The following is a 21,850-nucleotide window of genomic DNA, read 5'->3' as shown; positions in this document are numbered from 1 at the left end:
GCGCGGGGGTCGGTGCGGCGGAGCGCGGAGCGTCAGCGCGGCAGAGTGCGGGGCGTCAACGCCACGGAGTGCGGGGCGTCAGCGCAGCGCGTCCGCGACCTCCCGCGCCGCGTCCATGACCCTCGGCCCCACCCGTTCCGGCACGGAGTCCGCGAGCATGACGACACCGACGCTGCCCTCGACCCCGGTCACCCCTATCAGGGGAGCGGCGGCCCCACTCGCACCCGCCTCCAACTCCCCGTGCGTGAGCGTGTATCCCGGGGCGTCCGCCGGCCCGGGCTGCCGGGCGGCGAGGATCGCGCGGCCCGCGGCGCCCCGGTCCAGCGGATGGCGGAACCCGGCGCGGTAGGCGACGTGATAGTCCGTCCACGTCGGCTCCACGACGGCGACGGCGAGCGCCTCGGTCCCGTCGACGAGCGTGAGATGAGCCGTGGCCCCTATATCCTCGGCCAGCGCGCGCAGCGCCGGCAGCGCGGCCTCCCGTACCAGCGGATGCACCTGACGTCCCAGCCGCAGCACCCCAAGGCCGACCCGGGCGCGGCCGCCCAGATCCCGGCGTACGAGCGCGTGCTGCTCCAGCGTGGCGAGCAACCGGTACACAACGGTCCGGTTGACGCCCAGTTTGTTCGAGAGCTCGGTGACGGTCAGCCCGTGGTCCGTGTCGGCGAGCAGCTTGAGGACACGCAGTCCCCGGTCGAGCGTCTGAGAGGTCTCCGCGGTCACGACGCCCACTCCTTAGTGGTGAGGTCGGCGGCCCCTCGCGGCGGTTGCGTCTCCGAGTCCCGTCGGCGACGCGCTTCAGAGGCCGCCGTCGGCTGACGACCCGGGCTCTTCCCGGGCGGAGTCGCTACACGGCTGCGCTCCGCGGCGGCGCTGCCACGGGGCGTGTGCGTAGCGGGACAGTAGCGAGCCGGTTCGCTCAGCGGAAGTCTCCGTCCAGAATCCGGTCATGGCCTGGTACGGACTCTTCCCCTTTACAGAGCCTTTGTCCTCGTACGTACAGCGCACACCACGCGGCACACACGCCCCCCACACACGGCGCACACACCCCCGGAAGGGGCGCGGGGAACTGCGCGACCAGCCACAGACGGTCCACAGCCGAAGCACAACCAGTGCCCCACGAACCGCGACCGCCCCGGCACAGCGCACAGCGTCACCGCATACGGGTGGCCCACTCCTGCACCTTGGCGATCCGCTGCCGCAACTGCCCCGCCGTCGCCTCCGCACTCGGCGGCCCCCCGCACACGCGGCGCAGTTCGGTGTGGATCACGCCGTGCGGCTTGCCGCTCTGGTGGACGTACGCGCCGACCATGGTGTTGAGCTGCTTGCGCAGTTCCAGCATCTCCTTGTGCGAGACCACCGGCCGCCGCTCGGCGGGCAGTTCGAGAAGGTCGGCCTCCTCGTCGGGCTTCTTGCGGCTGTGCGCGATCTGCCGCGCCTGCCGCTTCTGGAGCAACAGCTGCACCTGGTCGGGTTCGAGCAGCCCCGGAATCCCTAGGTAGTCCTGCTCCTCCTCGCTCCCCGGGTGGGCCTGCATCCCGAACTCGGCGCCGTCGTAGAGCACTCGGTCGAAGACGGCCTCGGACTCCAGCGCCTCGAAGGAGAACTGCTCCTGCTCGCCGGTGTCCTCGTCCTGCTCCCGGTTCGCCTCGTCCATCTCCTGCTCGGACTCGGCGTACGGGTCGTCCTCGCCCTCCTTCTTGGGCTTGTCGAGGACGTGGTCGCGCTCGACCTCCATCTCGTTGGCGAAGCCGAGGAGGTCGGGGACGGTCGGAAGGAAGACGGAGGCGGTCTCGCCGCGCCGCCGGGACCGTACGAAACGACCCACGGCCTGCGCGAAGAAGAGGGGCGTGGAGATGGTGGTGGCGTACACGCCGACGGCGAGCCGCGGCACGTCGACGCCCTCGGACACCATGCGGACGGCGACCATCCACCGGTCCTCGCTGTGGCTGAACTCGTCGATCCTGTTGGACGCGCCCGTGTCGTCGGACAGGACGAGGGTCGCCTTCGTCCCGGTGATCTCACGGATGAGCTTGGCGTACGCGCGCGCGGAGTCCTGGTCGGAGGCGATGACGAGCGCGCCCGCGTCCGGAATGCCCTTCCTGACCTCGGTCAGCCGCTGGTCGGCGGCGCGCAGCACACTGGGCATCCACTCGCCGCGCGGGTCGAGCGCGGTACGCCAGGCCTGCGAGATGGCGTCCTTGGTCATCGGCTCGCCGAGCCGGGCCGCGATCTCGTCCCCCGCCTTCGTGCGCCACCGCATGTTGCCGCTGTAGGAGAGGAAGATGACGGGCCGCACGACCCCGTCCCCCAGGGCGGACCCGTATCCGTAGGTGTAATCGGCGGAAGACCGCCGAATACCGTCATTTCCCTCTTCGTACGTCACAAAGGGAATCGGATTGGTGTCGGACCGGAAGGGCGTACCGGTGAGCGCGAGCCGCCGGGTGGCGGGCTCGAACGCTTCGAGACAGGCCTCGCCCCACGACTTGGAGTCACCGGCGTGGTGGATCTCGTCGAGGATGACGAGGGTCTTGCGCTGCTCGACGCGGTTGCGGTGGAGCATGGGCCGCACGCCCACACCCGCGTACGTCACGGCGACGCCGTGGTACTCCTTGCTGAGCGGACCGGCGCTGTACTCGGGATCCAGCTTGATCCCTATCCGCGCGGCGGCCTCCGCCCACTGCTTCTTCAGGTGCTCGGTCGGCGCGACCACGGTCACCTGCTGCACGACGTGATGGTGCAGCAGCCAGGACGCGAGCGTCAGCGCGAACGTCGTCTTGCCGGCGCCGGGCGTGGCGACGGCCAGGAAGTCGCGCGGCTGCTCCTGGATGTACCTCTCCAGCGCCCCCTGCTGCCAGGCACGCAGCTTGCTGGCGGTACCCCAGGGGGCGCGGCCGGGGAAGGCGGGTGAGAGGTGGTGCGAGGTGGATGCGCTGGCGGCGGTGGTAGTCACGGTCTCCGTGGTTTGGTCGAGCGGCTCGGCTACGTATGACAACCGGGCCACCCTACCGGCGCCCCGGAGCTGTCAACGCGCGGACGACGCCGGGTCACCCGCGGATGGGACCCACCTCACAAACCCCGCGACCGCCCACCGATCACCTCGATGTCGTGCTCTTCACCGGCCGCCATGGCGATGACCAGGCAGTACGAGCTCGGCCGGTTCACGATGACCGCACCCCACCGAACCGGAACGCTGCTCTCCTTCCAGATCACCGCTCTCGCAATCGCGTGGTCACCCAGGCCCCCACCAACGCCACCCCCGCCATCGGCAGGAACACGGCGGCGAACGCGGTGGGGTGGGAACCGTCGGCCGTCGAGGTGGCCGTCTCCGCGACCTTGCCGCCGCCCAGCGCCGCGAAGGCCGCGCCGCCCGCCGCGAGGAGCACGATGTTGGAGAGGCCGTCGGAGATCTGGAGCGCGGCGGAGTTGGAGCCGACTTCCTCCGGCGTCGAGAGGCGCAGCAGCAGCACGCTGGTCGAGGCGATCACCAGTCCCATCCCGAAGCAGCCGAACCCCCAGGCGACGGCGACGATCCACACGGGCACTGCGGGAATCAGCACGCTGGGCACGGCGACGATGGCCGCCGCGAGCAGCACCATCCCGAGGAACATCAGCCGGTCCCGGTACGGCTCCGTCCGTGGCCGCGACTGCACATACGACCCCAGCGCCCAGGTCCCGCCGGCCGCCGCGAGGGAGAACCCGGCGAGCGTCGGCGACAGCCCGCGCTGGGTGACCAGCATGAGGGGCACAAAGGACTCGGCGGCGATGAAGGAACCGGCCGCGAGCCCGCGCAGCAGCACCACGGACGGCAGCCCGCGCGCCGCCCGGTAGGTGCCGCCCGGCAGCAGCCCGAGGACGGCCGGGACGAGCAGCGCGGCGCCCGCAAGGCCGGCGACGAGCGAGAGCGGGTCCAGGTCCTGGGCGGCGTACTGGAGGAGTCCGGAGCCGAGCGAGATCCCGAGCGCCAGCCGGATGCGCCGCCGCTCGAAGGGCTCGCGGCCGGCGGTCCCCGCGTCCGCCGACCGCCCGGACGACAGCCGTCGTATCCGCGGCAGCGCGAGCGCCAGCGGAAACACGACCAGCACCGGTATCCCGGTGAACACCCAGCGCCAGCCCAGATGTTCGGTGACCGTGCCCGCGATCAACGGTCCGACCACGGACGGAATCACCCAGCTCGCCGCGAACGCCGCCATGATCGCCGGGCGCAGCCGCTCCGGGTAGGCCCGCACCACGACGACGTACAACGCCACGACGACCAGCCCGCCACCGAGCCCCTGCACCGCCCGACCGAGAAGGAACAGCCACATGGTCCCGGCCGTCCCGGACAGCAGCAGTCCCGCGGCGAAGGCCGTGATCCCCGTGGTCAGCGGCGCCAGGGGCCCGCGGCGGTCCGCCCACTGCCCGGCGAACACCATCCCGAACAGGCTCGTCGTGAAATACGCCGAGAACGCGAACGCGTACAACGACACCCCGTCGAGCTCCCGTGCCGCGACGGGCATCGCCGTCCCGACGGCCGTCGCCTCGAAGGCGATCAGCAGCTCCACGAACACGATCCCGATGCTGAGCGCCCGGTAGGGGCGGCTCAGCACACCTCCCTCGCCCTTGTCCTCGGGCGGGGCGGTCGCGGCATCGCGTGCTTCCAGCGCTGTCATGGCCGCCAGCGTAAGGGCCACAACTGACAGTGACTCCTGTCCGGAGACCGTGATCGTCTGGGCCTTTGGTCGTACGCCCAGCGCCCGAGAACCGGCATTCATGAACGGCGTATGGCAGTCCCGTTGCAGCGCCCCCGCACCCCTTGAGCCCACCCTCCGCCCCGCCTACGTTCAACCCATCAGGTTCGGAACGAGTGAGCCGTGCCGCACCTGAGAACGGCCGTGTGCCCGAGTGGTTCAGGGGCTCGCCTGCAAAGCGAGTTACGCGGGTTCAATTCCCGCCACGGCCTCCTGTGAGGTGGATCGGCCGTCCCCGTGGCCCGGGGGCGGCCGATCCGTGCGTGGGGGCGTGGTCGTCCGTCGGCTAGCCGTGGAGGGTGCCGCCTGCCTCGTCCTCGAATATCTCCGGCCAGTAGCGCCGGCCGTCGTCGCCCTCCAGCGTGAGGGTGGGGTCGCAGGCGACCGGGTCGACCCTGGCGAGGGTCTGGGCCATGGTGGCGGCCAGTTGCTCGTAGGAGTCGGTGAGGTCGTGGGTCGCGTCGAGGGCCTTCTCGCGGTGGAGCAGCCAGAGGGTGAAGGCGAGGGTGGAGATGTCGGCGTTGAGGGGGCGCAGGGTGATGTCCGGCTCGCTCCAGGCGAGGACCGCGCCCGTGGTGCCGTCCACCACGAGGCTGGTGTCCTCGATGAGGTAGCCGAGGCGTATCAGGCGGTCGGCCGTCGGGGGGAGTTCGTCGGCGGAGAAGTCGTCGGGGCGCTGGTCCGCGTAGTAGTCGGCGAGGGCCGGCAGGGGCACTTCCGTGTCCAGCTGGAAGAGAAGGCCGTCCTCGGGCAGGCCGGTCTCGCGCAGGAAGCGACGGGTCGGCTCGTGCACGAGCGCGGGCGGGAAGTCGACGTCCTCGAAGCGCATGATGGCTCCCGCGCCGAACTCCTCGTCCAGCAGCCGCTTGGGCAGGTCGAGGGTGAGGCCCTCACCGGGGCCCGCGATCCGGGCGAGGGGGCGGATCAGGGCGGCCATCCGCCAGTACGGCGCCACCTCGCCGCCCGCGCCCGCCTCGAAGACCGCGGCGAGGGACTCGGAGGCCTCCGTGACCGCCTTCGGGCCGAAGCGGCCCTCGTAGGAGGCGAACCGTCCGCGGGACGCCGTCAGTTCCTCCGTCGCCGCCGAGAAGCGCACCAGGGCTTCCAGGGAGGGGGCCAGGGGCGCGAGGTCCATCAGAGCCGGGTCGGAGAAGAAGTACGTCGTGGCGACCTTCCCCGTCGCCCCGTCCAGGACGATCGACTCCAGGTCCCGGTCGAAGGTCCGCAGGGCTCCCACGACCAGCTGGTCCTGGAGCTCCGTGGCGAGTTTGTCGGCGTCACCGGCCAGGTCGGTGACCCTGCGCAGCCCGTGCTCCCGCAGTGCGCCGAAGCTCAGCAGCGTGCCCTCGGCCGGCAGCCCGGGCCCCGTCAGCCACTGCCGTGTGTCCGTGTGCGTGATGTATGGATCCAGCTCGTCCTCGGTCAGCGTGATCGCGCCGACGACATCGGTGTCAGTCGTGCTCATGGCTCCCCCGCGCATGTGAACGCATATGTGCTTCTCGCGGGGAACTCGCCGCCGCCCAGCGGCAGTTCCCCACTGACCGAGAACCATACGCCGCCCCACTGACAACGCCGGAAACCCGCAGGCACGCAGGTCGTACGGCCCGGAAACACGCGGGTTCAAGCCATCGGGGGGCCTTGCCGCGGCCGTCAGCCGTCTCAGGTGAAGTACACGCCGCCCAGGACGACCACCACGGCCGCCACGACGAACAGCAGTACCCACAGCGCCAGCTTCCCGACGCTCGGCGGAGGCTCGTAGCGCGGCTGCTCGGGATCGTGGGCCGTCGGCTCGGGATCGTGGGTCGTCGGCTCGGGGGTACTCATGACGCGGTCACCACGGCGGCTTGCGGACGGATCGGGAGGCGGTTGACGGGGCGGCCCGTCGCCGCCCGTACGGCGGACGCGACGGCCGCCGGGGACGTCACGACCGGCACCGCGCTGGCCGCCTTCGCGCCGAAGGGGGCGACGACGTCGCGCTCCTCGACGAGCTTGACGATGCGGATGTCGGGGGCGTCCAGGGAGGTCGGGAGGGCGTAACCCGTGAGGTCGGGGTGGCGGACCAGGCCGCGGGCGGTGCGGAGGTTCTCCGTGAGCGCGGCACCGACGCCCTGGGTGACGCCTGCCTCGATACGGGCCGTGAGCTGGGCGGGGTTGAGGATCCGGCCGACGTCCTGGGCGAGCGCCAGCTCCACCACCCGTACCGAGCCCAGTTCGATGTCCACGTCCACCACCGCGCGGATCGCGCAGAAGGCCAGGCCCACGAAGGCGTCGCCCTGGCCCGCCTCGTCCAGCGGCTCGGTCGGGTGCGGGCGGCACTGCGCGGTGGCCCACAGCTCCTTGCCGTCCATCGCCTCCGTGACGGTGGTCGAGAGCACACCGTCGTACGAGGTGATCTTGCCGTCGGTGATCTGGAGGAGCTCCGTGGACATGCCGAACTTGTGCGCCAGAGGCTGCAGGAGCTGCGTACGGACCATCTTCGCGGCGCGTTCGACCGCTCCGCCCGACACCCAGGTGTGGCGGCCACGGCAGCTGGGGCCCGCGGGCGGCTGGTCGGTGTCGACCGGCGCCACGTGCACCTCGTCGATGCCGAGGGTCTCCTGGACGATCTGGCGGGCCAGTGTCGTGAAGCCCTGACCGGTCTCGACGGCCGCACACAGGACGGTGGCGACGCCGTCGTGGACCTTGACCGTGGCCGTGGAGACCTCGTCCGCGCCCTCTGCGCCGAGCATGTGGACCATGCCGAGGCCGTAGCCGACCCCGCGGCGTACGGCGCCGGGTTCGCCCGCGCCCTCGGGGCCGCCCGGGAGGAGCCACTCGTCCTCGGGGGTGTCCTTGGGGAGCGCGGGCAGAGGGTAGTCGCGTACGGCCTGGAGCAGTTCGGCGACCGGGGCCGGGCAGGTCACCGTCTGGCCCGTCGGAAGCACGTCCCCGGTGGCCATCGCGTTCTGCAGGCGCAGTTCGGCGGGGTCGAGGGCGAGCTTCTTGGCGAGCTTGTCCATCTGCGCCTCGTACGCGGCGCAGACCTGCATGGCGCCCTCGCCGCGCACATGGCCGGAGGGCGGGTTGTTGGTGCGCACGGCCCAGCCCTCGATGAAGGCGTTCGGGACGACGTAGGGGCCGCAGGCGAAGGAGACCGCTGCGGCCAGCGACTCGGCGGACGTGTCGGCGTAGGCGCCCGCGTCGAGCAGGATCTGCGCCTCGACCTTCACCAACCTGCCCTCGGTGTCGGCGTGGTGGCGGTAGCGCAGGAGGGTGGGGTGCCGGTGGGCGTGGCCGAGGAAGGACTCCTCGCGGGTCGCGGTGATCTTCACCGGGCAGCCGGTCCGCAGGGCCAGCAGGCCGAGCGGGAGCTGGAAGCCCTGGTCCTCGCGGTCGGCGGTGGCGCCGGGCACTCCGGTGACGACGACCTTCACCCGCTCGGGCTCCAGGCCGTAGCAGGCGGCGGCGGTGTCGCGGTCGGCGTGCGGGTCGGTGGAGGCGATGTAGAGCTCGACGCCGCCGTCCGGGCGGGGCACGGCGAGTCCGGCCTCGGCGCCGATCGGGGCCGGGTCCTGGCGGCCGATGCGGTACAGGCCCTCGACGACGATCTCGCCGACGGCGTCCGGATCACCGTGGCGCAGCGGGATGTGCCGGATCAGGTTGCCGTCGGGGTGCAGGGGTTCGGCCTCGAACGCCTGCTCAGGGTCGGTCACCGGTTCGAGTACTTCGTACTCGACGATGACGGCCGCAGCGGCCATCCGGGCGGTGTCCGGGTGATCGGCGGCGACGGCCGCGATGGGCTCGCCGTGGTGGCGTACGACCTCGGAGGCGAACACCGGACGGTCCGCACGGCCGCGGCCGTGCAGGGCGGCGCCGGGCACGTCCTCGTGGGTGATGACCGCCCGTACGCCGGGCATCTCGCGCGCGTGGCTGGTGTCGATGGACACGATGCGCGCGTGCGGGTGCGGCGAGCGCAGCACGGCCGCCCACAGCAGGCCCTCGGCCCACAGATCGGCCGCGTACGGGAAGGTGCCCTCCGTCTTGGCGCGGGCCTCCGCGGCGGGCAGCGACACGCCGAGCCCGTGCGGCAGCGGCTCGGGGCCGGTGTCGGGTGCCGCGGGAGTCGCGGTCGCGGTCTCGTTGCTCACGCCTGGCCTCCGTCCTGGCCGTACGGCTGCTCATGCGGCGCCTGGGAGTCGTACGGAGAAGGGTCCTCGAACGCCGACGGGTTGACGCCGCCCGCGCCGGGCCCCGCCTGGTGCGGGATGCGCGGCTCGTCGGCGTCCGGCGTGGCCCCGGCGGCGGCCGCGCTGTGCGCCTCGCGTTCGGCGACGACCTCGCGTACGGCGTCCAGGACCCCGCGGTAGCCGGAGCAGCGGCACAGGTTGCCGCACAGCGCCTGGCGGGTCTCGAGTTCGGTGGGGGCCGGGTTGCCCTCGAGGAGGTCGTGCACGGTCATGGCCATGCCCGGGACGCAGAAACCGCACTGCACCGCGCCGCACTTGGCGAGGGCGCGCTGCACGTCCGAGGGCTGTCCGTCGGCGGCGAGGCCTTCGACCGTACGCACTTCACTGCTCGCGGCGGTGACGGCGGGCACCAGGCAGGACGCCACGAGCCGCCCGTCCACCTGCACGTTGCAGGCTCCGCACTCGCCCTGCGAGCAGCCGTCCTTGGCGCCCGCGAGGCCGAGGCGCTCGCGCAGGACGTAGAGCAGCGACTCGCCGATCCAGGCGTCGGTCACGGGGCGGTCGGCGCCGTTGACGCGCAGGACGTAGGAGGCCAGGGGATGTTCGTCGTGCGGGGGCGGCGCATGGGTGTCCGGGTCGCTCGCCTCCGCACCGGGGACGTCCGGCGCGGGGGACTCGGGGTGCTCCGAAGGGTGCTCGGAACGACGCTCCGAAACGTACTCCGAGGAGTCCTCCGGAACCGCTGTCGGGGCAGTCGGCGTGGCCGGGTCGGGGTCCGGTTCGGCCCCGTCCGGGGTCCCGTACGCCTCGGCCGTCGCGGGCATGTGCCCGGCGACCGGCTCAGGAGCCGCGTGAGCGGCCTGCGCGGCGGTCTGGGCGGCCTCGGCGGCCGATTCCGCATGCGTGTGCCGCGCGGGCTCCACGGGGCCCTCAGAAGCCTGCGGGGCCTCGGGGGTCGCCGCTCGCGGTGCGGCGGACCACGGCTCACCGATCTCCGTGGTCGCCCAGGGCGCTGCCGCGCCGCCCGGGAGCGTGGCTGGCGGGGTGCCGCCCCACTGCTCGACCAGGGCCGACGTGGTGAACTCGCCCGATTCGTCCGGAAGATCACCTTCGGCGACCGGAATCGACCACTGTCCGGTGACGTCGTGTCCGGGCGCGTCGGCCGGGTGGTGACCGGAGGAGACACCCTCCCGGGCGGCCTCCCCGAAGTCCCACTGGCCGGTGGCGCCGGGGTGGTACGAGAACCCGTCGTGCGCGGCCTGCTGATACCCGGACTCCTGGCGCCCGGTCTCGTGGCGTACGGCTTCCTGGTGCGCGGCGTTGGGGTCCGGCCACTGGACGGCCTCGGCCGGCGCGGCCCAGGTACCCGCCACCCCGGGGCCGGCCGCCGGGGGCGCCGCGGCGATCCGGGGAGGCACATAGCCGTGGCCGGGCGCCGCGAGGGGCGTCTCACGTTCCGCCAAAAGGGCGTCGATTCCGCCCTCGGGGAGCTTGACGAAGGCGGTGGCGCCGTCGTCGTAGTCCCCCTGCGGGAGGGGGTCCCACCTGCCGCTGGTCCGCGGAGTGCCCTCTCCGTGCTGGTCGTCGGTCACGACAGTGCCCTCCCCAGTGCTCGTCGGGCCAGCGCGGCGACGGTGCGCCGCAGGTGCAGTACGGCCGGCGGAAGCTGTTGTACGGAGCCGTCCTCGGCCGGGACGGGATCGGGGATGCAGGCCGCGGCGACGTACTCCCCGAAGGCGTTGAGCGCCTCCGGCACGATCGACCGGCTGTTGTCCCAGTCGATCAGCTGGGCGACCCACGCCTCCGCGTCCAGGGGCCGCAGCGGCATCGGCGCTATGGCGCCCACGGCGCACCGCACGCCGCGCCGCGCCGGGTCCAGGACGAGCGCCACGGACGCGATGGCGCGCCCGGGTCCGGTGCGTCCGGTCGCCTTCAGGAAGACCTGCGGCGCGTGCAGCAGCGGCACACGCACGTAGCCGATGAGTTCGCCGCCGCGGAGCATCTCCATGCCGGCGAGCAGGTGCGACACCGGGATCTCACGGCGGGCTCCGCCCTGGCCCGCGATGATCAGCGTGGCTTCCAGGGCGGCCAGCACCGGCAGCGCGTCCCCCGTGGGAGCCGCCGAGGCGATGTTGCCGCCCAGGGTGCCCGCGTTGCGGATCTGCGGCGGTCCCGCGGCGCGCGCGGCGGCGGCGAGCGCCGGGATGAGGGCCGCGAAGTCGGGGCGCCCCATACGGGCGTGGGTGAGGCCGGCGCCGAGCAGCGCGTGGCCGTCCTGGTACTGCCAGCCGCGGATCTCGCTGATCCGGCCGAGGCCGACGAGCGCGGCGGGCCGCAGCTGTCCGGAGTTGACGGCGGCCATGAGGTCGGTGCCGCCGGCCACGGGGACGGCGGCGGGCATGGCGGCCAGCGCCGCCACTGCCTCGTCCAGCGAGGCGGGCAGCGTCACGGCCTGCGCCGCCTGCGGTGCGTGCGTGGTCAAACCGGCTGCCCCTTCCCGCTGCCCCACCTGGTCCCACCTGTGTTGCGCGTACGGTACGTGCTGACAGGGCGGACGTGGCAACTCTGGCACATCTTCCCCGGCCCTCGACGCGGGGGTCCGCTAGGAGGCATTCGCCCCCTCACCAGGGAGATGGTCCGTTTTCCTACGGCATCGCCGGTCGGTACGGATTGCCACTCTTCGGTGGCCCTTGGGTGCCTTTTGCCTTGTGGGGCCACTGTGTCGGGGCGAGAGGGCCGGGACACGCCGGTCGGGAGTCACCTCACACGTTTGGGGGCGCCCCCTCGATCGGACGTCCGAGCACACCCGGGCGCCGCTGCCACGGAAGAGGGCCCCCGGGCGGGCGATAGGCCACTCCCAGGGCGTCAAGTCGCCCGTAGTGGGCGGCCATCCGCCCTTCGAAGTCGGCGAAGTCCCGCTCGGCGGGGGCGGGCAGGGCGCTCCAGGCGACCTCGGCGAAGGCCGCGAGCCGGGGAAAGGTCTGGTAGTCCACGCGCGCGGGGTCGTCCATCACCTCGGTCCACACGTTCGCCTGAGTGCCCAGCACATGCCGTGCCTCCGTCTCGGTGAGCTCGGGCGGAACGGGTTCGAAGCGGTAGACGTCCTCCAGGGTGCGGACATATCCGATCGGCACCGGCTCGTCCGGGCCCGCGGCCTGACGGTGGTCCAAGTACACCTGCTGCTCGGGGCACATGACCACGTCGTGGCCGGCGCGGGCGGCCGTGATGCCGCCCTGGTAGCCGCGCCACGAGGACACCGCGGCCCCGGCCGCGAGCCCGCCCTCCAGGATCTCGTCCCAGCCGATCAGCCGACGCCCACGCGCGGAGAGCCAGTTGTCGAAGTGCCGGATGAACCAGGACTGCAACTCGTCCTCGTCCGCGAGCCCCAGTTCCCTGATGCGCGCCTGGGCGGTCGGCGACTGCTTCCACTGGTCCTTGGCGCACTCGTCGCCGCCGATGTGCACAAACCCCGAGAACCCCGAGAACCCCGAGAACGGCGCGAACGGTGTGACCGGGCCGGTGTCCGCCGGGAAGAGCTCCAGGAGTTCCTCGAACACCCCCTCGTAGAAGCGCAGGGTGTTGTCAGTGGGGGCGAGTACGTTTTTGGAGATGCCCCAGGTGTCCCAGACGGTCAGGGAGGTCGTGTCGATGACGTCGGTGTTGCCCAGTTCCGGATACGCGGCGATGGCGGCCTGCGAGTGTCCCGGGATGTCTATCTCGGGGACGACACTGATATGCCGCTCGGCCGCGTACGCGACGATCTCGCGGATGTCGTCCTGCGTGTAGAAGCCCCCGTGCGGCTTCTCCTCCCACAGGGGCGAGGCACGATGGCCGAATTTCGTGCGCGCCCGCCAGGATCCGACCTCCGTCAGCTTCGGGTACCGCTTGATCTGGACACGCCAGCCTTGGTCGTCGGTGAGGTGGAAGTGGAAGACGTTGAGTTTGTGGGCGGCCATGAGGTCGAGGTGACGCAGGACGCCGTCCTTGGGCATGAAGTGCCGCGAGACGTCGAGCATGAGACCGCGCCAGGGGAATCGGGGTGCGTCCTCGATGATCTGGTGCGCGATTCCGTAGGTCCTCCCCGGCCGGACGGGGGCACGGCGGAAGGCATCGGGGCCGAGAAGTTGACGCAGCGTCTGCGCGCCCCAGAACACCCCGGCCGCGCTGCCGCCCCGGATCTCGATGCCCCAGTTGACGACGACGCTGAGTTTGTACGCCTCCGGCTCCAGGGTGTCGTCGAGGAGCAGCCGTAGGGCGTTGCGGGCGTCCTGCGGCCCTGGTCGCAGCGGCAGGCCGAGCGCCGCGCCGAGCGTGGCGCGCAGCCAGCGCTCCGTGGTGTCCGTGCCGGGCGCGGCCCACAGGGTGGTCTCCGCGTCGAGTTCGACCCCGCAGCGCATGGGGCCCTCGACGGCGCGGGGCGCCGGAATCACATCGTTCACGTCAGTCCTTTACCGCTCCGCCGAGGCCTGAGACCAGGCGTCGCTGTACGAGTACGAAGAAGATGAGCACCGGAATCGTCATCACCGTGGATGCCGCCATCACGCCGCCCCAGTCCGGCTCGTCGGGCTTGTAGAAGACGAGGAGGGCCATCGGCAAGGTGGACTGCGAGGTGTCGCTGATGATGAAGGACTTGGCGAACAGGAAGTCGTTCCAGGCCGAGATGAAGGAAAAGACGCTCGTGGCCACCAGCCCCGGGAAGACGAGCGGGAAAAGGATCTGCCAGAGGAATCGCGTACGGCTCGCCCCGTCGATGTACGCGGCCTCCTCCAGCGCCTCGGGAACCGCCTTCACAAAACCCCTCAGCATCCAGATCGCGAACGGCAGCGAGAAGGCGATGTGCGGCAGGATCAGCGAGCCCAGCGTGTTCAGCTGGCCGAAGTCCCGCATCAGGAAGAAGAGGGGGATCGTCAGCGCCTCGACGGGCACCATCTGCGCGACCAGGAACATGATCAACAGGGTGGTCCGGAAACGGAAGCGGAATCGGGTGACCGCTGTCGCCGCGAGAAACGCGATCAGCGCCGAGATGACGACCACGGACCCCGCCACCACAAGGCTGTTGACGAAGTAGCGGCCGAATTCCTGCTGCCCGAAGACGCGCCGGAACGAATCCAGGGAGGGCGAAAGCGTCCACGGCCGGGGCTCGGTGGACTCGATCTCCCCGGCCGGTTTGAAGGCGCCGAGCACCATCCAGTAGAGGGGGAAGGCGACGACCACCGCGATCAGCAGCGCGGACGCCTCGGCGGCGAGCCGCCAGGGACGCCGGGGACGCCGTACGAAGCCGGGTATCAGGCTCACAGTTCCTCCCCCTGCCTGCGCAGCAGCCGCAGGTACACCAGCGTGACCGCCAGCAGGATCACCAGCATGACCACACCGATCGCCGAGCCGAGGCCGTACTGCGAGGAGGCGAAGGCCTTCTGGTAGGCGTACACGTTCAGCACGAGGTTCTGGCCGGCGATGCCGCCGCCGTTCGTCATCACGTAGATCTGCGTGAAGACCTTGAAGTCCCAGATGACCGACTGGATGGTGACGACCACCAGGATCGGGCGGAGCAGCGGTGCGAGCACCGAGCGCCAGATCCGCCACTGCGAGGCGCCGTCCAGGGCGGCAGCCTCCAGCGCCTCGGACGGTACGGCGCGGATCCCCGCGTAGACCGTCACCATCACGAACGGGAAGGAACACCAGACCACTTCGAGCAGGACGAGCGCGAAGGCGCTGTAGCGCCCGTACGTCCAGGAGTGGTCGCCGATTCCGAGGACCCGGTTGACGGGCCCGAAGTCGGGGTCGAACAGGAACAGCCAGACCGTGGACCCGGTGACCGCCGGGGTCGCCCAGGCGCCGAGCGCGGCCAGCATCAGCGCGAGCCTCGGCAGGGCCCGTACGCGGGTGAGGAGCACGGCGAGGGCGCAGCCGACGGCCAGGGTGGAGAGCACGCAGGCCGCCGCGAACACCAGCGTGGCGATCAGGACCTGCCGGAACTGGTCGTCGGCGAAGAGGGTGGTGTAGTTGCCGAACCCTTCGAAGGCGGTCGGTTCACCGCCGCTGACCTGTGCCTGGGTGTACTTCAGGAGCGAGATCAGGCCGAGCTGGTAGATGGGGTAGACGAGCAGGGCGCCGAGGACGACGAGGGCGGGGGCGAGGTAGAGCCAGGGGGTCCAGCGGGCGCGACGGCGGCCGGGGCCGCCGGCCACGGCCTTCGGGACCGTGACCGGTTCGGCGACGGCCTCTTGCGTGGTCATCCGCTCACCCCACGGAGCTGAACGCGTCGTTCATCTTCTTCGCCGCGTCCTTCGAGGCCGCCGCCACGTCCTTCTTGCCGCTGATGACCTCCTGGAACATCGTCGGCAGGACGAGCGAGGCGTCGATCTGGGACCAGGCGGCCGAGGCGGGCACGAACTTGGCGCCCGAGGCGAGGGTCTTCACGAAGGGCGCGACGAACGGCTGCTTCTTCGCGACCTCGTCCCGCACGTCGGTGTACGTCGGCAGGAATCCCATGGCGTCGAAGAGCTCGCTCTGGGTCTTCTTGCTCGCCAGTTGCTCCATCAGGTCGACGGCGAGGGTGCGGTGCGAGGTGCTCTTCAGGACGCCGATGTTGTTGCCGCCCGCGAACGCCGGGGCCACCGAGCCCGCCTTCACACCGGGCAGCGGCACGACCGCGTACTTGCCCTTGATCTTCCCGGCCTCGATCGCGGCGTGGCTGAAGTCGCCGCCGATGGCCATGCCCGCCTTGCCGGAGGAGAACGCGGTGACGGTGTCGTTGCCGGTCATGCCCGCGCACTTGGCGGCGGGACAGTTGTCGGAGCCGAACAGGGAGGTGTAGGCCTTGATGCCCTTCTGGGCGGCCGCGCTGTCGATGGTCGCGGCGTAGGAGCCGCCCTTGCCCTGGGCGATCTCGCCGCCCTGGGACCAGATGAAGGGCATCGCGCCGTACGTGTACGCGCCGCCGACCACGAGTCCGTAGAGGCCGGGCTCGGCCGCGCGTATCTTCCTGGCGGTGGAGACCAACTCGGCCTGGGCCTTGGGGGCTTCGAGACCGAGGTCCTTGAGGATGTCGGTGCGGTAGTAAAGGGCGCGGACGCCGACGAAGAACGGGGCGCCGTAGATCTTCCCGTCCACCGTCACGGACTGCTTGGCGGTCGGGTCGGTGTCCTTGGCCTCGCTCCAGTCGGCGAACTCCTTGGTGACGTCGGCGAGTCCGCCGTCCTTGACGTACCCGGCGGTGTCCGTGTTGCCGTACTCGATGACGTCAGGGGCGCTCTTCGGGTCGTTGAAGGCGGCCTTCATGCGCTGGGCGCGGGTCTCCACGGGGATGTACTCGATGGTGACCTTGGTGTCCTTGTGGGCCTTCTTGAAGGTGCTGACGGCCGCGTCGACGACCTTCTCCTTCGGCCCGTTGTTGACCTCCTGGAAGAGCCAGACCCGCAGCGTGCCGGTCTTCTCGTCCTTTCCGGAGGAGGAGTTGCCGGAGGTCTGGGGGGCGCAGGCGGTGGCGACGACAAGGGCGGCGAGGGCGACGGCCGTTCGGGCGGGGAGCTTCACGGGCAGCTTCGCAGAGAGCTTCATCGAGCATCCTCCGATGGGGGGCGTTGCAACATACGCAATGGCGGTTTTGCTCTGCACAACACACCGGAGGCTATGGACTACATGAACATGTCCACAAGAGGTCTCAACCACTCTGTGACCACGGGGCGCACCATGTGCAACGGCCCCCGCCGCGAAGACCGCCGGCGCACACGACGCAAAGGCCCTCGGGGCGCGCCGGAACGCGCCCCGAGGGCCTTGTGATCGTCGGGCCGCCGGTCCTCGGCGGCGCCCGTTACTTGTCCTGGCCGCCCTTGCCCTTGTCGCCGCCGGCGCCCATGGACTCGTAGATCTCCTTGCACATGGGACACACGGGGTACTTCTTCGGGTCGCGGCCCGGGACCCACACCTTGCCGCAGAGGGCCACGACGGGCGTGCCGTCGAGGGCGCTCGCCATGATCTTGTCCTTCTGGACATAGTGGGCGAAGCGCTCGTGGTCCCCGTCGCCGTGCGACACCTGCGGCGTCGGCTCTACGAGGGTCCCCGTCCCAGTGCCTCGCTGGGGCTGGGTCTCAGGCTCAAGAGTGCTCATAAAGGCCAAGGGTACTGAAGGTCACGGACATCAGTTGAGTGAAGGGTCGTCCGGATACGTCGCCACCATCGCGAGTTCGTTGCGCTGGCGGCGCAGGACCTCGCGCCAGAGGCGTTCCGGGGACGGGGAGGAGACGTCTCCCGGTTCGGATTCCACCACGTACCAGGCGCCCTCGGTCAGTTCGTCCTCCAGTTGACCGGGGCCCCAGCCCGCGTATCCGGCGAAGATTCTCAGGGAGCCGAGGGCCGAGGCGAGGAGTTCCGGTGGGGCCTCCAGGTCGACGAGGCCGATCGCGCCGTGCACCCGCCGCCAGCCGAGTGGCGCGCGCTCCCCGGAGGCGACGCCGCCCGGGATCACCGCGACGCCCAGCGCCGAGTCCAGCGACACCGGGCCGCCCTGGAAGACGACGCCGGGTTCCCCGGCCAGGTCGGCCCAGGCCTCCAGGATGTCGCTGACGTCCACCGGGGTCGGCCGGTTGAGGACGACACCGAGCGAGCCCTCCTCGTCGTGGTCGAGGAGCAGCACCACCGCGCGGTCGAAGTTCGGGTCCGCCAGGGCGGGCGTGGCCACGAGCAGCCGCCCTGTGAGCGAGGACACCTCGGTCATGCCAGACATGATCCCGCATCTTCCCCGCGTAGGGGGACCCAATACCCGTACCCGAGTGAATGCAGCTCAGGGCGCAGAGGAGCGCCCCCCGCGCACACGGTCACCGGTGACCCCGTGTGCCCGATTCGAAACGGTTCGTGTTGTGGCAAAGCTATGACCTTGCTGGGTGGTCCTTGGGCTTACTTAAGGGGGGTAGGCGGCGATTACCCTTGCTCTTCGGCTCCCGCCCAACCGGCCTGCCGACGCACACTCCTGCCCAACTCATCGGAACGCGAGATACATGACCGTCAACGGCTCTGACGATGTACTGCTTGTCCACGGCGGAACCCCGCTCGAGGGCGAGATCCGTGTCCGCGGTGCGAAGAACCTCGTACCGAAGGCCATGGTCGCCGCCCTGCTGGGCAGCGCTCCGAGCCGACTGCGCAATGTCCCCGACATTCGCGACGTGCGCGTCGTGCGCGGGCTGCTGCAGCTGCACGGCGTGACGGTCCGTCCGGGTGAGGAGCCGGGCGAGCTGATCCTCGACCCGTCGCACGTGGAAAGCGCGAACGTCGCCGACATCGATGCCCACGCGGGCTCGTCGCGCATCCCGATCCTCTTCTGCGGCCCGCTGCTGCACCGTCTGGGGCACGCGTTCATCCCGGGTCTCGGCGGCTGTGACATCGGCGGCCGGCCGATCGACTTCCACTTCGAGGTGCTGCGGCAGTTCGGCGCGAAGATCGAGAAGCGGGAGGACGGCCAGTACCTGGAGGCCCCGCAGCGGCTGCGCGGCACGAAGATCCAGCTGCCGTACCCGTCCGTCGGCGCGACCGAGCAGGTGCTGCTGACGGCGGTACTCGCGGAGGGCGTCACCGAGCTGTCCAACGCGGCCGTGGAGCCCGAGATCGAGGACCTCATCTGCGTACTGCAGAAGATGGGCGCGATCATCGCCATGGACACCGACCGGACGATCCGCATCACCGGTGTGGACTCGCTCGGCGGCTACACCCACGCGGCCCTCCCGGACCGCCTGGAGGCCGCCTCCTGGGCTTCCGCGGCGCTGGCGACCGAGGGCAACATCTACGTCCGCGGCGCCCAGCAGCGCTCGATGATGACGTTCCTGAACACCTACCGCAAGGTGGGCGGCGCGTTCGAGATCGACGACGAGGGCATCCGCTTCTGGCACCCGGGCTCGCAGCTCAAGTCCATCGCCCTGGAGACGGACGTCCACCCCGGTTTCCAGACCGACTGGCAGCAGCCGCTGGTGGTCGCCCTGACGCAGGCCACGGGGCTGTCGATCATCCACGAGACGGTGTACGAGTCCCGCCTCGGCTTCACCTCCGCGCTGAACCAGATGGGCGCGCACATCCAGCTCTACCGCGAGTGCCTCGGCGGCTCCGTCTGCCGGTTCGGCCAGCGCAACTTCCTGCACTCGGCCGTCGTTTCGGGCCCGACCAAGCTCCAGGGCGCCGACCTGGTCATCCCCGACCTCCGCGGCGGCTTCTCGTACCTGATCGCCGCGCTCGCGGCCCAGGGCACGTCCCGCGTCCACGGCATCGACCTGATCAACCGCGGCTACGAGAACTTCATGGAGAAGCTCGTGGAGCTGGGCGCGAAGGTGGAACTGCCGGGCAAGGCGCTCGGATAACACGGCCAGCGCCCGGGCGACAGCTCCAGGCGTACGTACGACGATGGGGCGGCCCCCCGGTCAAGGGGGCCGCCCCATTGGCGTTACTGCGGTTCGTGCGCCGTCCCGTGGCACACGGACGCGGCTTACTTGCCCTTGGCCGCTTCCTTGAGCTTGCTGCCCGCGGAGACCTTCACGCTGTAGCCGGCCGGGATCTGGATCGGGTCGCCGGTCTGCGGGTTGCGCGCGGTGCGAGCGGCACGGTGGGTGCGCTCGAAGGTCAGGAAGCCGGGGATGGTGACCTTCTCGTCGCCCTTGGCGACGATCTCGCCGACGGTCTCGGCGAACGCGGCCAGAACGGCGTCGGCGTCCTTGCGGGTCACCTCGGCGCGGTCGGCCAGCGCGGCCACCAGCTCACTGCGGTTCATGTTGTTACTCCCGTGTTCTTCTTGCCGTTGAGGCGTGCCACGCGGCGGAGCCGCATGTTGGATGCGGCGAAGCCGATGCTGCCAGGGCCCTCGGTCGGTCCCCGGACCCGGGTCCGTAGCCAGACCCTCGCGCCCGAAGACGCATCCTGCCCCCACCTGCGGCGGGAAAGCCAATCCGGCACCCCTGGGAGTCACACGAACACCCTTGGGAGTCACACGAAAAGCGCCACTGCCTCAGTATGGTGACGCTCCGTCCGCTCCCGGCAGCGGACCGCAGGGCCTGGGAGGCCTGAGCCTGGCCGCCACCCTAGAGGGCCGCCAGGGACCCCGCATCCCGCGACGCGCCGACGCGCCGCGGTCGTGGCGATCGTCACAGCAAGTCACACCGCTCGAACCACCACCGGCCGCGATCAACCGGCGGGGGCCGCCCGGCCCGTCCGGCGTTCGAGGACGAGGCCGTCCGGGCCGGCGCAGGGGTCCAGGGGCAGCAGCCCCCGGCGACGCCCGCACCAGCGCCGAGTGCCCTACTCCGCCGCGGTCACACCCGCCGCCTTCGCCGCGGAGCGCACCGCTCCGGCGACCGCGCCCGCGACCTTGTCGTTGAAGACGCTGGGGATGATGTAGTTCGCGTTCAGCTCGTCCTCGCTCACCACGTCCGCGAGCGCGGCCGCGGCGGCCAGCATCATCTCGGTGTTGACGGTGCGGGACTGGGCGTCCAGGAGGCCGCGGAAGACGCCCGGGAAGACCAGCACGTTGTTGATCTGGTTGGGGAAGTCGGAGCGGCCGGTGGCGACAACTGCCGCGGTCTGGCGGGCGATTGCCGGGTCGACCTCGGGGTCGGGGTTCGCGAGCGCGAACACGATGGCGCCCTCGGCCATGGCGGCCACGTCGTCGCCGTCGAGCACGTTCGGGGCGGAGACGCCGATGAACACGTCGGCGCCGCGCACGGCCTCCTTCAACGTGCCCGTGAGGCCCTCGGGGTTGGTGTTGTCGGCGATCCAACGCAGCGGCGAATCGGAGGCCGCGTCGACGAGGTCCGCGCGGTCCGCATGCACGACACCGTGGATGTCGGCGACGACGGCGTTCTTGACGCCCGCGGCGATGAGCAGCTTCAGGATGGCCGTACCGGCCGCGCCCGCGCCGGACATGACGACCCGGATGTCACTGATGGCCTTGCCCGCCACGCGCAGGGCGTTGGTGAGGGCGGCGAGGACGACGATCGCGGTGCCGTGCTGGTCGTCGTGGAAGACGGGGATGTCGAGGGCCTCGCGCAGCCGGGCCTCGATCTCGAAGCAGCGCGGCGCGGAGATGTCCTCCAGGTTGATGCCCGCGAAGCCGGGGGCGATGGCCTTGACGATCTCGACGATCGCGTCGGTGTCCTGGGTGTCCAGGCAGATCGGCCAGGCGTCGATGCCGGCGAAGCGCTTGAAGAGGGCCGCCTTGCCCTCCATGACCGGGAGGGCGGCCATCGGGCCGATGTTCCCGAGGCCCAGCACGGCGGAGCCGTCCGTCACGACCGCAACGGAGTTGCGCTTGATGGTGAGGCGGCGGGCGTCCTCGGGGTTCTCGGCGATCGCCATGCACACGCGGGCCACACCCGGGGTGTAGATCATGGAGAGGTCGTCACGGTTGCGGATCGGGTGCTTGGACTGCATCTCGATCTTGCCGCCGAGGTGCATGAGGAACGTACGGTCGGAGACCTTGCCGAGCGTGACGCCCTCGATGCCGCGCAGCTGCTGGACGATCTCGTCGGCGTGGGCCGTGGAGGTCGCCGCGATGGTGACGTCGATCCGGAGCTTCTCGTGGCCTGAGGCGGTCACGTCGAGGCCGGTCACCGAGCCTCCGTGGGACTCTACGGCCGTGGTGATCTGGGAGACCGCGGTTCCGCTCGCGGGCACCTCCAGTCGGACCGTAATCGAGTAGGAGACGCTGGGCGCCGTTGCCATGGCCGACTTCCTCTGCTTTCACCGTGTACTGCTGTGTCGCGGGTACGCCGTCCGATCGTCGCACCTACCCCTCAGTACGTGGTAGCCGCCCCGGATTGCGAACGTTTTGTTCGCAGACAGGGCGCGCGATTTCGGAAGGCAACTTTCACCATACGAGAATACGTGACCCCAGGGGAAACGGTCGGCCGACGAAAGCCGGACAACGAAAGAGGCTCACGTCAGGTGACGTGAGCCTCTCCTCGTTCAGTGACACCGACC

17 protein-coding genes and 1 tRNA gene are annotated in these 21,850 nt (G+C 70.9%); 2 read left to right on the top strand and 16 right to left on the bottom strand.

Translation table 11 applies throughout. From position 1 onward, the window contains the following. Positions 1-78 precede the first annotated feature (78 nt). The 3 genes from SMIR_RS23435 to SMIR_RS23425 form a co-directional block, all read right to left on the bottom strand. Positions 79-723 carry an IclR family transcriptional regulator gene (locus tag SMIR_RS23435; protein ID WP_101408088.1) on the bottom strand — a complete coding sequence of 215 codons (645 nt, stop codon included), beginning with the start codon at positions 721-723 and terminating at the stop codon, positions 79-81. A 430-nt stretch (positions 724-1,153) separates the two neighbouring features. Further along, a complete protein-coding gene (locus SMIR_RS23430; RefSeq protein WP_168492063.1) occupies positions 1,154-2,953 on the bottom strand; it encodes a DEAD/DEAH box helicase in 1,800 nt (599 codons plus the stop codon). A gap of 256 nt (positions 2,954-3,209) precedes the next feature. After that, positions 3,210-4,652, bottom strand: a complete 1,443-nt coding sequence (locus tag SMIR_RS23425) for an MFS transporter (protein WP_212727327.1) — start codon at positions 4,650-4,652, stop codon at positions 3,210-3,212. 218 nt (positions 4,653-4,870) lie between these two features. Here SMIR_RS23425 and SMIR_RS23420 point away from each other — a divergent pair. Next, positions 4,871-4,942, top strand: a tRNA-Cys gene (locus SMIR_RS23420). Between the two features lie 74 nt (positions 4,943-5,016). Here the strand turns inward: SMIR_RS23420 and SMIR_RS23415 are convergent. The 11 genes from SMIR_RS23415 to SMIR_RS23365 form a co-directional block, all read right to left on the bottom strand. Continuing rightward, the gene (locus tag SMIR_RS23415; protein WP_212727326.1) at positions 5,017-6,195 is read right to left on the bottom strand and encodes an SUKH-4 family immunity protein; all 1,179 of its coding nucleotides are present in this window, start codon (positions 6,193-6,195) and stop codon (positions 5,017-5,019) included. A 194-nt stretch (positions 6,196-6,389) separates the two neighbouring features. Next, on the bottom strand, positions 6,390-6,554 hold the full coding sequence (locus SMIR_RS23410) for a hypothetical protein (protein ID WP_168492069.1): 165 nt from the start codon (positions 6,552-6,554) through the stop codon (positions 6,390-6,392). Beyond that, the gene (locus SMIR_RS23405; protein ID WP_212727325.1) at positions 6,551-8,857 is read right to left on the bottom strand and encodes a xanthine dehydrogenase family protein molybdopterin-binding subunit; all 2,307 of its coding nucleotides are present in this window, start codon (positions 8,855-8,857) and stop codon (positions 6,551-6,553) included. Before SMIR_RS23405 ends, SMIR_RS23410 begins: the two co-directional genes overlap by 4 nt. Then, positions 8,854-10,488, bottom strand: coding sequence for a (2Fe-2S)-binding protein (locus tag SMIR_RS23400; RefSeq protein WP_168492079.1), 1,635 nt, complete (start codon positions 10,486-10,488; stop codon positions 8,854-8,856). Before SMIR_RS23400 ends, SMIR_RS23405 begins: the two co-directional genes overlap by 4 nt. Next, positions 10,485-11,378, bottom strand: coding sequence for an FAD binding domain-containing protein (locus SMIR_RS23395; protein WP_101404900.1), 894 nt, complete (start codon positions 11,376-11,378; stop codon positions 10,485-10,487). The genes SMIR_RS23400 and SMIR_RS23395 overlap by 4 nt, the downstream gene beginning before the upstream one ends. A 280-nt stretch (positions 11,379-11,658) precedes the next feature. Then, a complete protein-coding gene (locus SMIR_RS23390) occupies positions 11,659-13,335 on the bottom strand; it encodes a beta-N-acetylhexosaminidase (RefSeq protein WP_282190312.1) in 1,677 nt (558 codons plus the stop codon). A 1-nt stretch (position 13,336) separates the two neighbouring features. Next, complete coding sequence (locus SMIR_RS23385; RefSeq protein ID WP_422664521.1) at positions 13,337-14,185, bottom strand: carbohydrate ABC transporter permease; 849 nt, start codon at positions 14,183-14,185, stop codon at positions 13,337-13,339. Between the two features lie 2 nt (positions 14,186-14,187). Continuing rightward, the gene (locus tag SMIR_RS23380) at positions 14,188-15,132 is read right to left on the bottom strand and encodes a carbohydrate ABC transporter permease (RefSeq protein ID WP_212727324.1); all 945 of its coding nucleotides are present in this window, start codon (positions 15,130-15,132) and stop codon (positions 14,188-14,190) included. Between the two features lie 4 nt (positions 15,133-15,136). Further along, on the bottom strand, positions 15,137-16,432 hold the full coding sequence (locus SMIR_RS23375) for an extracellular solute-binding protein (protein WP_212728394.1): 1,296 nt from the start codon (positions 16,430-16,432) through the stop codon (positions 15,137-15,139). A gap of 277 nt (positions 16,433-16,709) precedes the next feature. Further along, on the bottom strand, positions 16,710-17,006 hold the full coding sequence (locus SMIR_RS23370) for a DUF3039 domain-containing protein (RefSeq protein ID WP_075029065.1): 297 nt from the start codon (positions 17,004-17,006) through the stop codon (positions 16,710-16,712). 30 nt (positions 17,007-17,036) lie between these two features. Next, entirely contained in the window at positions 17,037-17,612 is a 576-nt protein-coding gene (locus SMIR_RS23365; protein ID WP_054229660.1) for a YqgE/AlgH family protein, read from the bottom strand. A gap of 280 nt (positions 17,613-17,892) precedes the next feature. Here SMIR_RS23365 and murA point away from each other — a divergent pair, with 280 nt between their 5' ends. Next, positions 17,893-19,239 (top strand): UDP-N-acetylglucosamine 1-carboxyvinyltransferase, encoded by a 1,347-nt coding sequence (murA, locus tag SMIR_RS23360; RefSeq protein WP_101404898.1) that lies wholly within the window; start codon positions 17,893-17,895, stop codon positions 19,237-19,239. Positions 19,240-19,364: 125 nt separating this feature from the next. On the opposite strand, the gene SMIR_RS23355 is transcribed toward murA, so the two are convergent. Beyond that, complete coding sequence (locus SMIR_RS23355; protein ID WP_007382399.1) at positions 19,365-19,646, bottom strand: HU family DNA-binding protein; 282 nt, start codon at positions 19,644-19,646, stop codon at positions 19,365-19,367. A gap of 524 nt (positions 19,647-20,170) precedes the next feature. Then, positions 20,171-21,592 carry an NAD-dependent malic enzyme gene (locus SMIR_RS23350; protein ID WP_168492088.1) on the bottom strand — a complete coding sequence of 474 codons (1,422 nt, stop codon included), beginning with the start codon at positions 21,590-21,592 and terminating at the stop codon, positions 20,171-20,173. Between the last annotated feature and the right edge of the window lie 258 nt (positions 21,593-21,850).

Source organism: Streptomyces mirabilis (assembly GCF_018310535.1).
Taxonomy (GTDB): domain Bacteria; phylum Actinomycetota; class Actinomycetes; order Streptomycetales; family Streptomycetaceae; genus Streptomyces.
The sequence above is the reverse complement of the archived record's forward strand: the minus strand, read 5'-3'. Positions and strand labels throughout refer to the sequence as shown.